The organism is Enterococcus sp. VV15, assembly GCF_005236045.1.
Lineage (GTDB): Bacteria > Bacillota > Bacilli > Lactobacillales > Enterococcaceae > Enterococcus_B > Enterococcus_B durans.
Map to the genome: position 1 here is coordinate 18,227 of NZ_QPTY01000036.1, position 15,089 is coordinate 33,315.

Annotated in this window: 10 protein-coding genes and 1 pseudogene; 10 read left to right on the forward strand and 1 reads right to left on the reverse strand. The window is 37.9% G+C overall.

Annotation, left to right across the window (positions count from 1 at the left end):
• The first annotated feature begins 3 nt into the window (after nucleotides 1-3).
• From DVW83_RS11715 to DVW83_RS15650, 6 genes are all read left to right on the forward strand, one after another.
• Nucleotides 4-726, forward strand: a complete 723-nt coding sequence (locus tag DVW83_RS11715) for an amino acid racemase (RefSeq protein WP_104662102.1) — start codon at nucleotides 4-6, stop codon at nucleotides 724-726.
• Nucleotides 727-1,155: 429 nt separating this feature from the next.
• A complete protein-coding gene (rapZ, locus tag DVW83_RS11720; protein WP_104661891.1) occupies nucleotides 1,156-2,040 on the forward strand; it encodes an RNase adapter RapZ in 885 nt (294 codons plus the stop codon).
• A complete protein-coding gene (locus DVW83_RS11725) occupies nucleotides 2,037-3,035 on the forward strand; it encodes a gluconeogenesis factor YvcK family protein (RefSeq protein ID WP_081135531.1) in 999 nt (332 codons plus the stop codon). The genes rapZ and DVW83_RS11725 overlap by 4 nt, the downstream gene beginning before the upstream one ends.
• A gap of 42 nt (nucleotides 3,036-3,077) precedes the next feature.
• On the forward strand, nucleotides 3,078-4,013 hold the full coding sequence (gene whiA, locus DVW83_RS11730) for a DNA-binding protein WhiA (RefSeq protein ID WP_104661890.1): 936 nt from the start codon (nucleotides 3,078-3,080) through the stop codon (nucleotides 4,011-4,013).
• A 246-nt stretch (nucleotides 4,014-4,259) separates the two neighbouring features.
• Complete coding sequence (locus tag DVW83_RS15645) at nucleotides 4,260-4,949, forward strand: hypothetical protein (RefSeq protein ID WP_224784430.1); 690 nt, start codon at nucleotides 4,260-4,262, stop codon at nucleotides 4,947-4,949.
• Nucleotides 4,950-4,996: 47 nt separating this feature from the next.
• Complete coding sequence (locus tag DVW83_RS15650) at nucleotides 4,997-5,953, forward strand: hypothetical protein (RefSeq protein WP_224784429.1); 957 nt, start codon at nucleotides 4,997-4,999, stop codon at nucleotides 5,951-5,953.
• Between the two features lie 140 nt (nucleotides 5,954-6,093).
• Here DVW83_RS15650 and DVW83_RS11740 read toward each other — a convergent pair whose 3' ends face one another.
• Nucleotides 6,094-6,618, reverse strand: coding sequence for a thioredoxin domain-containing protein (locus DVW83_RS11740; protein ID WP_104661889.1), 525 nt, complete (start codon nucleotides 6,616-6,618; stop codon nucleotides 6,094-6,096).
• Nucleotides 6,619-6,881: 263 nt separating this feature from the next.
• Here DVW83_RS11740 and nifJ point away from each other — a divergent pair.
• The 4 genes and pseudogenes from nifJ (at nucleotide 6,882) to glmM (ending at nucleotide 14,591) form a co-directional block, all read left to right on the forward strand.
• A pseudogene (nifJ, locus tag DVW83_RS11745) lies at nucleotides 6,882-10,536 on the forward strand (pyruvate:ferredoxin (flavodoxin) oxidoreductase).
• Nucleotides 10,537-11,173: 637 nt separating this feature from the next.
• Nucleotides 11,174-12,061, forward strand: coding sequence for a diadenylate cyclase CdaA (cdaA, locus tag DVW83_RS11750; RefSeq protein WP_005880019.1), 888 nt, complete (start codon nucleotides 11,174-11,176; stop codon nucleotides 12,059-12,061).
• Nucleotides 12,058-13,212 (forward strand): CdaR family protein, encoded by a 1,155-nt coding sequence (locus DVW83_RS11755; protein ID WP_137239416.1) that lies wholly within the window; start codon nucleotides 12,058-12,060, stop codon nucleotides 13,210-13,212. The genes cdaA and DVW83_RS11755 overlap by 4 nt, the downstream gene beginning before the upstream one ends.
• 23 nt (nucleotides 13,213-13,235) lie before the next feature.
• Complete coding sequence (gene glmM, locus DVW83_RS11760; protein ID WP_104661690.1) at nucleotides 13,236-14,591, forward strand: phosphoglucosamine mutase; 1,356 nt, start codon at nucleotides 13,236-13,238, stop codon at nucleotides 14,589-14,591.
• The last annotated feature ends 498 nt before the right edge of the window (nucleotides 14,592-15,089 follow it).

The following is a 15,089-nucleotide window of genomic DNA, read 5'->3' on the forward strand; positions in this document are numbered from 1 at the left end:
TTCATGGAAAACTTTTTCAGTATTTTAGGTGGAATGGGTACGATGGCAACGGAGAGCTTTATCCGCTTGATCAATCATCGAATAAAGGCGACAAAAGATCAGGACTATTTGAACTATGTTCTGTTCAATCATGCAACAGTGCCCGATCGTACAGCGTTCATCTTAGACGATAAAAAGGAAGATCCAATGCCTTATTTGCTGGATGATATCAAAAAGCAAAATTTGTTAGAACCAAATTTTATTGTTTTAACATGTAATACGGCACATTACTTTTTTGATGAATTACAAGCCGCGACACCGATCCCAATCCTGCATATGCCAAGAGAAGCTGCCAATGAACTTGTTCGGCAACAGACATCTGGAAAAGTAGCTATTTTAGGAACTGAAGGCAGTATGAAGGCTGGTATTTATGAAGCTGAAGTAAGAAATTTAGGGTTTGAAGTCGTTATTCCTGATCAATTGCTTCAAGAAAAAATCAATTATTTGATTTATCATGAAATCAAAGAGTCTGATCGGTTGAACAAAGACTTATATTTTGAGATTTTAGATGAAGCAGTGGGACGATTGAATTGCGAAAAAGTTATTTTAGGCTGCACAGAGTTATCTTTAATGGAAGAATTCGCATCAAATAATCCTTATCCAGTGATTGATGCGCAATCGTTGATTGCAGATCGGACGATTGAACTTGCATTAGAAAATCGAAAAAAGTTACCTGAATCTGTTTGATCTACTACAAAAGACAGGTAGATGGAATAGCATACGTATGATTATTCAAAAGGATAAGCTAGATGATTTCGAAAATACTCAATCTTATTTTCGAATGATCTGGCTTATTTTTTGAGAAAAATAAGTGAGCGTGGGACAAAAGTAAGAAACACTTTTGTCTCATTCTTTAAAAATGAATAAACGGTGGGCGCAGAAGCGAATCCTTCTTAAATAAGTCGAAATTCACAAAAAATTGAAAAGCAATTTTCGTTAATTTTTTCTTATTTCTCGGAGTTAAACATTTCTGTCCCAGCCTCCAGTAGATTTAGAAAATCACAATGATTGCTTTAGGGATTGGTTCATCTTTAATAAAAAATGGATTTAAGTGGAAATGATACGCCTGGAGTGATATAATTTTAAAGATAATGTACGAGAGGAGGCCGTTACAGGATGGCTGATAATTTACAATTAGTGATTATTACGGGAATGAGTGGAGCAGGTAAGACGGTAGCAATCCAAAGTTTTGAAGATATGGGGTATTTTTGTATCGATAACATGCCACCAAGACTGATCCCGAAATTTTGGGAATTGATCAAAGAATCAGGAAAAGTGACAAAAATGGCACTGGGCGTCGATTTGCGCTCGCGCTCGTTTTTTGAAGAAATCCAAAATATGTTAGTTGAAATTGAAAATACTAATTTTATCGATACATCGATTTTATTTTTAGATGCTTCAGATGAGGAACTAGTTGCCCGCTACAAAGAAACAAGAAGGACCCACCCAATGGCTATGGATGGTTTAGTGACAGAAGGTATCCGCAAAGAGCGTGCGATATTAAATGATTTGAAGACACAGGCATCGTTAGTCATTGACACGACGACGCTGACTCCTCGCCAACTTCGTGAACAAATCAATCATTCTTTCAAATCAAAGGGAGATCAAGGATTTCGCATCGAATTTGTTTCTTTTGGCTTCAAATATGGATTGCCAATCGATTCAGATATTGTTATGGATGTTCGTTTCTTACCAAACCCTCATTATATCCCAGAGTTAAGACCGTTAACAGGAAAAGACAAACCTGTCTATGACTATGTGATGTCATTTGATGAAACACAGTCGTTCTATAGTAAATTCTTAGATCTGCTAGAGACTGTATTGCCAGGATACATCAAAGAAGGAAAAAGCAGTCTTACTGTTGCAATCGGATGTACCGGTGGTCAGCATCGATCTGTGGCCTTGACAGAACGTCTAGCAAAAGCACTAGGTCAAACTTACAAAGTGAATGTAACTCATCGTGATAAGGATAAGCGGAAAGAGACGGTGAATCGGTCGTGAAAATGAAGACATATCGCATCCGCAAGCCTAAAATCGTTGTTGTTGGCGGTGGAACAGGATTACCTGTCATATTGAAAAGTTTGCGCAATCAAGGTGCGGATATTACCGCAATTGTAACTGTGGCGGATGATGGCGGGAGTAGTGGTGAAATCAGAGAATCAATTGCAATGGCTCCGCCAGGCGATTTGAGAAATGTCTTGGTTTCTCTATCTGACATGCCCCAATTTTATGAGGATATTTTTCAGTATCGTTTTAAAAAAGAAGATCAGTTTTTAGCAAACCATACAATTGGAAACCTGATTATTGCAGCAGTGGCTGAAATGAGAGGAAGTACATATGAGGCAATTCAACTATTAGCTAGAATGATGCATGTTGATGGTCACATCTATCCTTCTTCTGAAACACCACTGACATTACATGCTGTTTTCAAAGATGGAACAACGGCAATCGGAGAATCAAAGATCGCCATCGATCGGAAAACGATCGATCATGTTTATGTACGAAATACAACAGATGATAAAGAAGCAAAGGCTGCTCGAAAAGTAGTTTCCGCGATCATGGAAGCAGATATGGTCGTCTTAGGTCCAGGTAGTTTATTCACTAGCATTCTGCCAAATCTAGTCATCCCTGAAATTGGTGAGGCAATCGTGCAGACTGAGGCTGAAGTTGTTTATATCTGTAACATCATGACCCAAAAAGGAGAAACCGAACACTTTAGCGATGCGGATCATATCCGTGTGCTTCATGAGCATTTGAAGCAACCGTTTATCGACACGGTCTTGGTAAATACGGAAAAAGTTCCTGAAGGATATATGGACCCGGAAATCTATGATGAATATCTCGTGCAAGTTGCACATGATTTTAATGGACTTAGAAATGAAGGGTGCCGTGTCGTTTCTACGGACTTCTTAGAATTGAAAAATGGCGGAGTGTTCCATGATGGTGAAAAAGTAGTGGAAGAACTTTTCCGCTTAGTATTTGGATCAAAACTGTAAATTTTTAAGATAAATGAGTGAAAAGAGAAAGGAGGGAATAGAATGTCTTTTGCGGCAGATGTGAAAAAAGAACTGACTGGGTTAGAGGTTCACAGGGAACATGCGAAAGCAGAATTAGCAGCCTTGCTAAGGATGAATGGTTCTTTAGGCATCGTGAACCAACAATTTGTTTTGAACGTCCAGACAGAAAATGCGGCCATCGCTAGACGTATCTATTCTCTTTTGAAAGATCATTATAATGTTCGAAGTGAATTACTTGTTCGGAAAAAAATGAAATTAAAAAAGAATAATGTATATATCGTGCGATTGAAGCAAGGTACAAAAAACGTATTGATGGATTTAGATATTATGGATGGCATGATGTTTAATGGGCATGTCTCGGATGAAATCATGGGGAATTCTCAAAAGATGCGTTCCTATTTACGTGGTGCATTTATGGCTTCTGGCTCTGTCAATAATCCAGAAACTAGTCGTTATCATTTAGAAATCTTTTCAATTTATGAACAACACAATCAGGACATTTGCGATATGCTGAATTACTACGGTCTCCATGCTCGGACATTGGAAAGACGTAACGGCTATATTTCTTATTTAAAAGGTGCAGAAAAAATCGCAGACTTTTTGACGTTGATCGGTGCAACGAATTCGATGTTGCGATTTGAAGATGTACGTATCGTTCGGGATATGAGAAATTCTGTCAATCGGCTTGTAAATTGTGAAACTGCTAACCTTAATAAAACAATTGATGCAGCGTCAAAACAAATTGAAAACATCGAGTTGATCGAAGCTAGAGTGGGGTTACATGCATTACCAGAAAAATTGCAAGAAATAGCCGAATTAAGATTACAACATCCAGAAGTTAGTTTGAAAGAACTAGGAGAAATGATCCCGTCAGGAGCAATCTCTAAATCGGGAATCAACCATCGGATTCGTAAAATCAATGAATTTGCGGAAAAATTGAAAGAAGAAGCAAGTTGATTATCAGACTTTTCCCTTTTTTACGACAAATAAACTCGAAATTGCCCTATTTGCATCTGTGTGTGGATATCGAAAATAAGACAGCTTTTGAATTTTTCTTATACAATTTTTTAGAGAGTCAGGACAATCGGATGCCCGGCCTCTTTTTTTTGGTTTAAGGAAAAACAGTTTCTTACTTTTTGAGAATTTTTAGTAAGCTTAGTACATAGAAACATTTGTTAGAAGATGAAGAAGGTGGGGCAGACAATGGATGAAAAAACAGAATCTGGTAAGAAAAAAATGAAAGATGATGATGAAAGGACCAAGCAACAAGTAATTGACCAAATTGCACAAGGAACAAGTATCACTGTAATTTCAAAAAAAATGCATCTAATGTCAAGTGAAAAAACCAAACAACTATTAGTTGACCACATCTGTGAGCAATTGAAAGTAAAAAAAACGATGGAAATGATCGCCGAGAATTTAAATAAAATTCCGACAGAAATCGTCAAGATCCTAAACGATTATGTGATACAACAATTACAACGAGGAGTATCACCAAATAATCTTGCAGAAAAAATACCTATTGGCCTAGAAGAGATTATCCAGTATCGCAATACATATCTAGTCAATAAAATCGAAGAAGGAGAGTCCCTTCGATCGTTGGGGAAGAAGTTTGGTATAGCTGAAAAAGTGGTAAAGGAGATTTGGCATACAGCTATGCTCATGCAAATTTCCACGGGACGAACGCTTGAAGAAGTTGCCTTTGACTTCAGATTGAGTCTAGAAGAGATTTGGACGATCCAAATTGAACATTTGGTCAAAAAAATCGGTGAAGAACAGCCATTGACAGTTCATGAGCAAAAAATGTTTGAGCCAACTTATCTAAAGGAATTAAATGAGCAACATCAACAGGTTCGAACGGCCTTAAAAAATGTCCCTCACATAAAAAAGTAGCGAAGCAATTAAATCTTAGTACGACTACTGTCACGAAGATTCAGAATTTGGCAATCCTTACGAAGCTTGCAAAAGGAAAAACAATTGAAGTTATTGGAACGGAATTATTCATTGATTGTGAGAAGGTCAAAAAAGTCAGAAATCAGTATATCGCACAAAAAGTTCTAGAAGGTAAAACATATGCACATCTTCATAAAAAAATAAATACCAGTCAGCGCATCATAGAGAAAAAAGCAATAGCGACAAAGATCGTGAGTAAGCGGCAAGCACCTTCAAAAGTAAAGAATCTAAAATACTTTGAGGTGGATGAAAAAACAAAAAATGGTATCATTCAGTTGTGTCAAAATAAAATAGAAATCAACACCATTGCAAAGCAATTTTCGATTAACAGTAGAACTGTACTAAAAATTAGAAAAGAGGCCATTCTAACAGATTTAAACAACGGGATAACAAGAGAAGCAGTAAGAAAAAAATTCAATCTGCCGTTAAAAGCGATCACATACATTATAGGATATACATCGTTAGCAAGGTACCCTAATATTAAACGATTAACAAACAACTCAGCAACAATCGCTAATAAAAAAAGAGCGGTACAGTTATTTAATAGGGGGAATAAGATTAAAGAAGTCGTAAGCCTCACAGGAATTCCAGAAAATACAGTCCGTCAAATAAGTGCAAAAATGAGCCGTGAAAGAAATGTGGTCTTTAAAAAAGAATGGTATTCAGAAGAAAAACAAAAAGCAATTTTAAATTATCTAGATACATCGAAAAGCTTAGAGCTAACTGCTGCTCGTTTTAATGTGAGTAAAATAACCATTTGTCGGATGGCAAGCAGAGCACAGGAAGTGAAAGAGAAAAGAGAACAGTGGGATAAAAAGCAGACAGTTAAAAAAGAGCCTCTAAACAAGTTGAAATGGGGAGCCGTTCATAAAAGCTTACATGAAACGAAAGACGCAAGAGAAGCTTCCGCTTCAAGAGGCCATTCCTTTAGCATAGAAAAATAATCTTTTGTTACAAGAAGAATTGCTGCTTATACTTATTTTTGATTGTAGACAATCAAAAAAATTTAAAAGAAGATAAAAAAATAGTTGATCTGAAAATCAGAAATATCCTGGATTTTCGACCAACTGTTTTTTTATGCACATTAAATCGAAGCTTCAATCAAGTCTGTTAATTTTTCATGGGTGATTGACTCATCAAAAATGGCTTCACCTAAAATGATCGTAGGTACAAAGCGGATATTTGCCTCGGACGCCTCATTGATGATTGCCTGTGATGCATCAAAATCTTTTTGTTCCGTCAAACCTAACTGATTTTTTGCATAATCTGCAACTTCAGATAAGCCTAAATCTTTCCATTCATCTTGCGTATCGAAAATTTTTTTGATTTCAGTCAATGCTTTTTTTCCATCAGTAGCAGTCACGTGATGGTGCATGACGTTTCCCCGTTGCAAACTTTCTTTTTCTTTGTCAAAAAGTTTGATGACACGCTGGATTTTCCCCGCTTCTACTGCTTCTTCAAGCAAGTCAAACGAGTCATTGAACCATTGACGGCAATATGGACAAGCTAGATTGATAAATTCGATCATTTTTTTTGGTGCTTGATCTTCACCATACATGATACTGTTTGCTGTAGTTGTTTTTTCAGCTTTAATCACAGATATATCCATTTCTCAACACCTCTTTCATTTATTGTAATCATTTTTTTGAAGAAATAATAGTATTTTGTTCTTTTTTGAAATTTCCGAAAAAACTGGCTTTTAGACGCCATTTATTCAGAATTAGATTCTGTAGCAAAACTGATTTTTAGATTTGCCCCACATTCATCTAAGGAAACTTCATGAGCAGATTTGCAAATTAAGTAGGTTTTCTGATTTTTTTACGTTATAATGGAACAGATATTTAAGAGAATTTGAACAAGGATGATGAAAAAATGCGAAAGATGAAAACAATGGATGGGAATACCGCTGCCGCATATATCTCTTATGCGTTTACGGAATTAGCAGCCATTTATCCAATTACACCTAGCTCCACAATGGCTGAACTAGTCGATCAATGGTCAGCAAGTGGGAAGAAAAATATATTTGGGCAGCCGGTCAAAGTAGTAGAGATGCAATCAGAAGCAGGAGCGGCAGGTGTCGTTCATGGTTCATTGAAAACTGGTGCTTTAACAACTACCTATACAGCTTCACAAGGGTTACTTTTAATGATCCCTAATATGTACAAAATCGCAGGTGAGTTACTTCCTAGCGTTTTTCATGTAGCTAGCCGAGCGGTCACGACAAACGCACTGAATATTTTTGGGGACCATGGAGATGTCATGGCCGCACGTCAAACAGGTTTTGCTATGCTTTCAGAAAGTAGTGTGCAAGAAGTAATGGATCTAGCTCCAGTAGCTCACCTCGCTTCTCTTGAGGCGGAACTGCCCTTTGTGAATTTCTTTGATGGTTTCCGAACAAGTCATGAGATCCAAAAGATCGAAGTATTGGAATATGAAGAATTGGCACCATTGATCAATCAAGAAAAACTTGCTTTATTTCGAGAAAGAGGAATGAATCCAAATCATCCAACGGTCAGTGGAACCAACCAAAATCCAGATATCCACTTTCAACAAAGGGAAACAATCAATGCTTATTATGATCGATTGCCAAGTATTGTTCAAAAATATATGCAAAAAATCAATGAATTACGTGGAACAGCATATGACCTCGTGACTTACCATGGTGATCCTGAGGCAGAAGAAGTGATCGTTTCGATGGGTTCAGTAGCACAGACGATTGAACAAACAGTCGATTATTTGAATAAAAATGGTCGTAAAGTCGGCTTTTTGAATATCCACTTGTATCGCCCATTCCCTATTGATAATCTATTGGAAAAATTACCAGAGTTAACGAAAGCTATCGCTGTGTTAGATCGAAGCAAGGAACCAGGCGCTGGTGGTGAACCGCTCTTGTTAGATGTCCAAAGCGCACTTTATGATGCAGATATCCGACCTAAAGTGATTGGTGGTCGCTATGGTCTGGGCTCAAAAGATGTGACACCAGATCAGATCATCAGCGTTTATGATGAACTGCAAAAAGAAAAAAGAGATATGAAGAAACGGTTCACGATCGGGATAGTTGATGATGTAACCTATCAATCACTTGAAAAAAGACCTACGTTAGATTTAACGAATCCCAACACGTATCAGGCAAAATTCTGGGGATTTGGTTCAGATGGTACAGTAGGTGCGAATAAATCTGCAATCAAGATTATTGGTGACCATACAAATAAATATGCACAAGGGTACTTTTACTATGACTCTAAGAAATCTGGTGGGCTAACTGTTTCGCACTTGCGTTTTGGTGACACACCTATTCGCTCGACGTATTTGGTTGAACATGCGGACTTTGTTGCGTGCCATACTCCAGCGTATCTACACAGTTATGATTTAGTAAAAGGTTTGAAAAAAGGCGGGACGTTCTTACTTAATACGTTATGGACAGAAAAACAGTTGGAGAACCATTTGCCTATCCGCTTAAAAAAATATTTGGCAGAAAATGACATACAGTTTTATACGATCAATGCGATGCAACTAGCACAAGAAGTAGGTTTAGGTCGTCGAATCAACACGGCGATGGAAACAGCCTTTTTCAAATTAGCAAACATCATTCCGTTTGAGGAAGTGATGCCACTCTTAAAAGAAGAAGCACTAAAAAGCTATGGACATAAATCAATGAAGATCGTTGAAAAAAACGTACAGGCAATCGATCGTACAGTGGAATTGCTTCACAAAGTGGAAGTGCCTGAACACTGGCGAACGTTAGAGATTCCAGTGAAAACAAATCAGTATCAATCACAGTATGTTCAAGAAGTGCTTGAACCGATCAATGCACAAGAAGGAAATAGTTTATCCGTTGGGACTTTGGTCGAAAACCAGATGACAACTGGTGAAATGCCTTTAGGGACGGCGAAAGTTGAAAAACGTGGTGTTGCGTTAGAAGTGCCTGAGTGGATCAGTGATCGTTGCACAATGTGTAATGAATGTGCTTTTGTTTGTCCCCATGCAGCCATTCGCCCATTTTTGGCAGATGATGAGGAAATGACTGAGGCACCTGAAGGATTTATCGTACGGGATATGAGAGGGCCAGATGGACTAAAATACCGTATTCAAGTTTCAGTAGAAGACTGTACAGGCTGTGGATTATGCGTAGAAGCTTGTCCAGCAAAAGGAAAAGCATTAGTGATGAAACCTTATGAAGAACAAAAAGAACAAGCTGTCAACTGGGCATTTGCTATGACCTTGAAACAAAAAGAAAATCCAGTAAAGGGTAAAAATTCAGTATTATCTACGCAGTTCAATAAACCATTGCTTGAATTTTCAGGAGCTTGTTCAGGCTGTGGAGAAACACCTTACGTCAAATTATTGACACAAATGTTTGGAGATCGGATGATGATCGCGAATGCAACAGGGTGTTCTTCAATCTGGGGCGGAGCTTCACCAGCTTCTCCATATACAACGAATGAATGTGGTCAAGGCCCCGCATGGTCAAATTCTTTACTAGAAGACAATGCTGAGTTTGGCTATGGTATGTTGCTAGCGGCTCAAACGCGTCGCGAAGATTTAGCAAAAGCAATGAGCGAATTGTTGCCGAAAGTTTCACAAGAGTTGCGGGCATTGATGGAGGATTGGTTAGATCATTTGTTCGAAAGCGAAGGCACACAGCAAAGAGCTGCGAAACTCCAAGCAGCGATCGAATCAGAGGTTGTGGACGTTCCAGAATTACGAGCAATTCTAAAAGAAAAAGACATTTTTGTGAAAAATAGCCAATGGATGATTGGTGGCGATGGTTGGGCCTATGACATTGGTTTCGGCGGGATCGATCATGTATTAGCAAGTGGTGCAGACGTCAATATTCTCGTGTTGGATAATGAAGTTTATTCTAATACAGGAGGACAAGTGTCTAAAGCAACACCTGCATCAGCTATCGCAAAATTTGCTGCGAGCGGGAAATATGCTTCGAAAAAGGATTTAGGGATGATGGCGATGACGTATGGCAATGTCTACGTTGCCCAAATCGCTTCTGGAGCAAATCAAATGCAAACAATCAAAGCGTTCGAAGAGGCAGAAAAATTTCCTGGGCCTTCATTGATCATCGCCTACACACCTTGTATCACACACGGTCTATTTGGTGGAATGAAAGAATCGATCAAAGAAGCAAAAGAGGCCGTTTCTTCTGGATATTGGTCACTATATCGATACAATCCAGAATTAATCGAAAAGAACAAAGTACCAATGACTTTAGATTACAAAAAACCTGATTTTTCAACAATGCCTGATTTTATGCGTAAGCAAGTACGTTTTTCATCATTGGAAAATGCACATCCGCAATTAGCAGAAAAATTATTTGAAAAAACAGTTCACGATGCGAAGACACGCTTCTATAACTATGCTTCATTAACAGGTCAATTGGATAAAATCAAAGCAAAAATAGAAACTGCTGAAGAAAAGGAAACGCTCGAAAAGCCTTTGAGAGAAAAAAAGTGATCCAGAAGCCGAAGCAAGAAGAGCGGCAAGAAGAGCAGAACGTGCCGCACGTAGAAAATAGGTGTTTTCCTATTTTAGTGTCTTGTTTCAGAAAAATGGATTTAAATATTTTTATAAATGGTAAGTTTGATGGGGAGAATGGAGATCTAAGAGCTAAGAAATGATTTACGAAAGTTATTTTTTGATTTAGGATAACTGAACTTCATTTTCGAAAAGTTGGTTTCGGTTTCCACTGATTATTCGGATCTAGAGAATATGGGACAAATTTAAAAATCAGGTTTGTTACAGACTCTCATCCGAATAAACGGCGCCCAAAAGTCAAGCTTTTCGGAAATTTCAAAAAAACGAACGTGGGACAAAAGTAAGAAACACTTTTGTCTCATTCTTTAAAAAACAATAAACGGTGGGAGCAGAAGCAACTCCTTCTTAAATAAGCCGAAATTCACAAAAATTTGAACAGCAATTTTCGTGAATTTCGGCTTATTTCTCGGAGTTAAACACTTCTGTTCCAGCCTCTTTTCAATTTCTCAAATCTAAACGACTTTTATTTCGACCTCTTATCTTTTTGAAAAAATAAAACTATGTAATTTTCTTGAAAAAATTGTCGTGAAAATGGAAAAATTCAGACATAAAAGCCTCAGATATACAAACATATGATATACTTAAGAAGAAATCTCAAAAGAGAAGAGAGGCTTTTTATGTCATTTCAAATCGGAGAACTTTTTAACTTAGATTATTGGCAACAAATGTTTTCCGGTGACTTGTTTTCTCTGAATTTTTTGGTGAACATACTGGATATTTTGGTAGTATGGTATTTGGTCTATAAACTGATCCAACTACTAAGAGGGACGAAAGCAATCCAATTGCTAAAAGGGGTGGCTATTTTCATTGTCATTCGGATCGTGGCTGAGTTGATTGGTCTGCATACTCTATCATGGTTGATGAATCAAGTCATCACTTATGGTGTGATCGCGGCAATCGTTATTTTCCAGCCAGAAATACGACGTGGCTTGGAACATCTCGGTCGAAGTTCGCTCTTCAAACAATCAAAAAGCGAGCAGCAAGAAGATGAAAAAATGATTTTATCCTTCGACAAAGCAATTCAATATATGTCTAAACGTAAGATTGGCGCTTTGATCACAATTGAACGCCATACGGGTTTAGATGAATATATTGAAACAGGGATAGCGCTTGATGCAGATATTACTGGAGAACTCCTTATCAATATTTTCATCCCGAATACACCGTTACATGATGGAGCGGTCATTGTTAAGAATGGGAAGATCGCAGTAGCAAGTGCGTATCTGCCTTTATCTGAAAGTATGTTGATTCCGAAAGAATTCGGAACCCGTCACCGAGCTGCTGTCGGTATCAGTGAGGTCAGCGATGCTATAACAATCGTTGTCTCTGAAGAAACAGGAGACGTCAGTATCACATTAGATAATCAATTGATTCCTGGATTATCACAAGAAGAATACCTCACAATATTACGAAAACAGTTGATTGTTGAGGAAAAACCAAAAAACAAAAAAAATGGGATTCAATCTTTCTTGGACGCAATGACTAAGGGAGGGGATCGGAAATGATCTCAAAGGAGAGACGTACCAGTCTATTGTATGGCTTCGTTGCATTACTGTTCAGTATCGTTCTTTACTTTAATGCCAACGGACAGACAGTTCAGAGTACGCTATCTGGAAACGAGTCGTATAGTCAAACTGTTTCGAATGTGCCGATTCAACTATTATATGATACGGATAAATACTATATCCACGGCTATGAGAATACAGCTACTGTAAAGCTTAGTAGTGCTAACCGTGTGCAATTGAATGCAGAGTCAAATGCAGACACACGTACGTTTAGAGTTACTGCTGATCTAACGAATGTTGGGGAAGGTACACATGAAGTATCGTTGAAAGTACGTAACCTAAGCAGCGCTGTTACATCGAGGTTGCAACCTGAAACGATCACCGTTACAATTGAAAAGAAAGTGACTAAAACGTTTGATGTACAAACTGTTGTGCCTTCTGGATCTACACCATCTGGTTATGAATTGGATAAAACCAATGTTGATCCAGATGAAGTGACGATCACGACAGGAGATAAAACACTATCTGAGATCCACCAAGTAGTAGCTGTTGTTGATCCTTCCATGATTAAAGATGAAGGTATCAATAGTGAAGTCCCTGTTCAAGCGTTGAACCAGGCAGGGGAGGCATTGAGTATCGTGGCAGATCCTGTTCAGGTAAAAGTGACCGCAGATGCAATCAAACCGAAAAAATCGGTGCGTCTATATGGAATACAACAAGGCACACCAGGTTCAGGTGTTAAAAGCTACGATTTTAAATTTTCAGAACTAGATGCAGTGGTCACTGGTTCGAATGAACAGCTTGCATTGATTGGCGACAGTATTCCTGTACCAATCGATGTCTCAGGTATCACTCATCGGACAACAAGAAACATCGATATCCCGCTTGAACGAGGGTTAAGTATTTCACCAAAGTCAGTGAGCGTTGAAATCACACCGATTTTAGCTTCATCTGATAGCAGTTCTTCAACCAATCGAAGTCAAGGTGCTGAAAAAGAGAACAATACAAATACAAGTTTTTCAACGACGAATTCGACGACATCGTCTTCATCACAACAATCGGAGTCTAGTCAAGACTCTGAAAGTAGCATTTCGAGTGAATCAACAAGTAGCAGTACTCAAATGAGTCAAACGAATTCATCGGAAAATTAAGTTAAAGGAGCAAATTTACAATTATGGGTAAATATTTTGGAACGGATGGTGTCCGTGGCGAGGCAAACAAAGAACTGACACCAGAATTAGCGTTTAAATTAGGTAGATGTGGCGGTTTTGTCTTGAGTCAGCATGAGACAGAAGGAAAACGCCCGCGTGTATTGGTCGGACGTGACACAAGAATTTCAGGCCAGATGTTAGAGGAAGCATTGATATCCGGATTATTATCTGTTGGTATTGAAGTATTCCAACTTGGCGTGATTTCAACTCCAGGAGTCGCTTATTTAACAAGATTACAAAAAGCCAGTGCCGGAGTAATGATTTCTGCTTCTCATAATCCAGCGCAAGATAATGGAATCAAATTTTTCGGTGCAGATGGATTTAAATTAGTAGATGATCAAGAATTAGAGATTGAGGCTTTATTAGATGCAGAAGTAGACGAATTACCACGACCTTCTGCTGAAGGGCTTGGTACAGTAGAAGAATTTCCAGAAGGTCTGTTGAAATATTCTCAATTCCTAGTACAAACGATCAATGGAGATCTTTCTGGATTGACTATTTGTGTTGATGCTGCAAATGGTGCGACTTCAACATCTGTTAATCGCTTGTTTGCAGATTTGGAAACAGATTTCTATACGATGGGAACAAATCCAAATGGATTGAACATCAATGATGGAGTTGGTTCGACACATCCAGAAAAATTGGCAGAAATGGTTGTGGAAAAAGGTGCAGATGCTGGTTTAGCTTTCGATGGTGATGGAGACCGTATCATTGCAGTTGATGAATTAGGAAATATCGTTGATGGCGATAAAATCATGTTCATCTGTGCGAAATATCTTTCTGAAAAGAATCGTTTGAAGAAAGATACGATCGTTACTACGGTCATGAGTAATCTAGGATTCCATAAAGCAGTGGAAAGTATCGGCTTAAAAGATGTGATCACGCAAGTAGGAGATCGCTATGTAGTAGAAGAAATGCGTAAGAATGACTACAATTTTGGTGGGGAACAATCTGGGCACATGATTTTCTTAGATTTCAATACTACTGGAGACGGTATGTTATCTGGAATCCAATTATTGAATATCATGAAGCAAACAGGTAAAAAACTATCTGAACTTGCGGCAGAAGTAACGATCTATCCGCAAAAATTAGTAAATATCCGTGTCAGTAATAAAAATGGTGCGATGGAAGTACCTGCAATCAAAGCAGTCATCGAAGAAGCAGAAGCAGAAATGGGTGGTGAAGGAAGAATTTTAGTTCGTCCTTCTGGAACAGAACCGTTATTACGTGTAATGGCTGAAGCACCAACACATGAAAAAGTTGATTATTACGTGGATAAAATCGCAGCAGTTGTAAGAGAAGAAATTGGATTAGACTAATATTTGGTCACGTGATTTTTCTTGTGATAAGTCGACACCAATGACTTTATCCAAGGTGTCAATGAATCGCTTTAAATAAAAAAACAATCAATCTTTAAATTTGGAAAACAAATTTTGAGGTTGATTGCTTTTTTTATTGGACGAGTAGTACAAAAAAAGGAGATGGACTGAAAATGACCGCTCTTTCTTAAAATCATCAGGAGGCACAAAAACTAATCATAGAAGTCAACTCCTTCACGATTTCTTTAGATCATCTTTCCAAGTTATAGAAAAGTTAGTTAGATAGGATAATTTCCAAAGTACTGTGCTCTAATGCAGACAAATGTTATGTGACAACTTTATTTTCTTTATATAAGAAAAATAGTGTTTCAAAAAAAACTAGATGTATTAAACTAACAGCGATAATACTCTCAGGAAAGGAAGTCAAGTCCATAATCCTGTGTAAAATACTATACAATGTTTTACCGGTCTCTCATTGATCAAACTTAATATATTTTC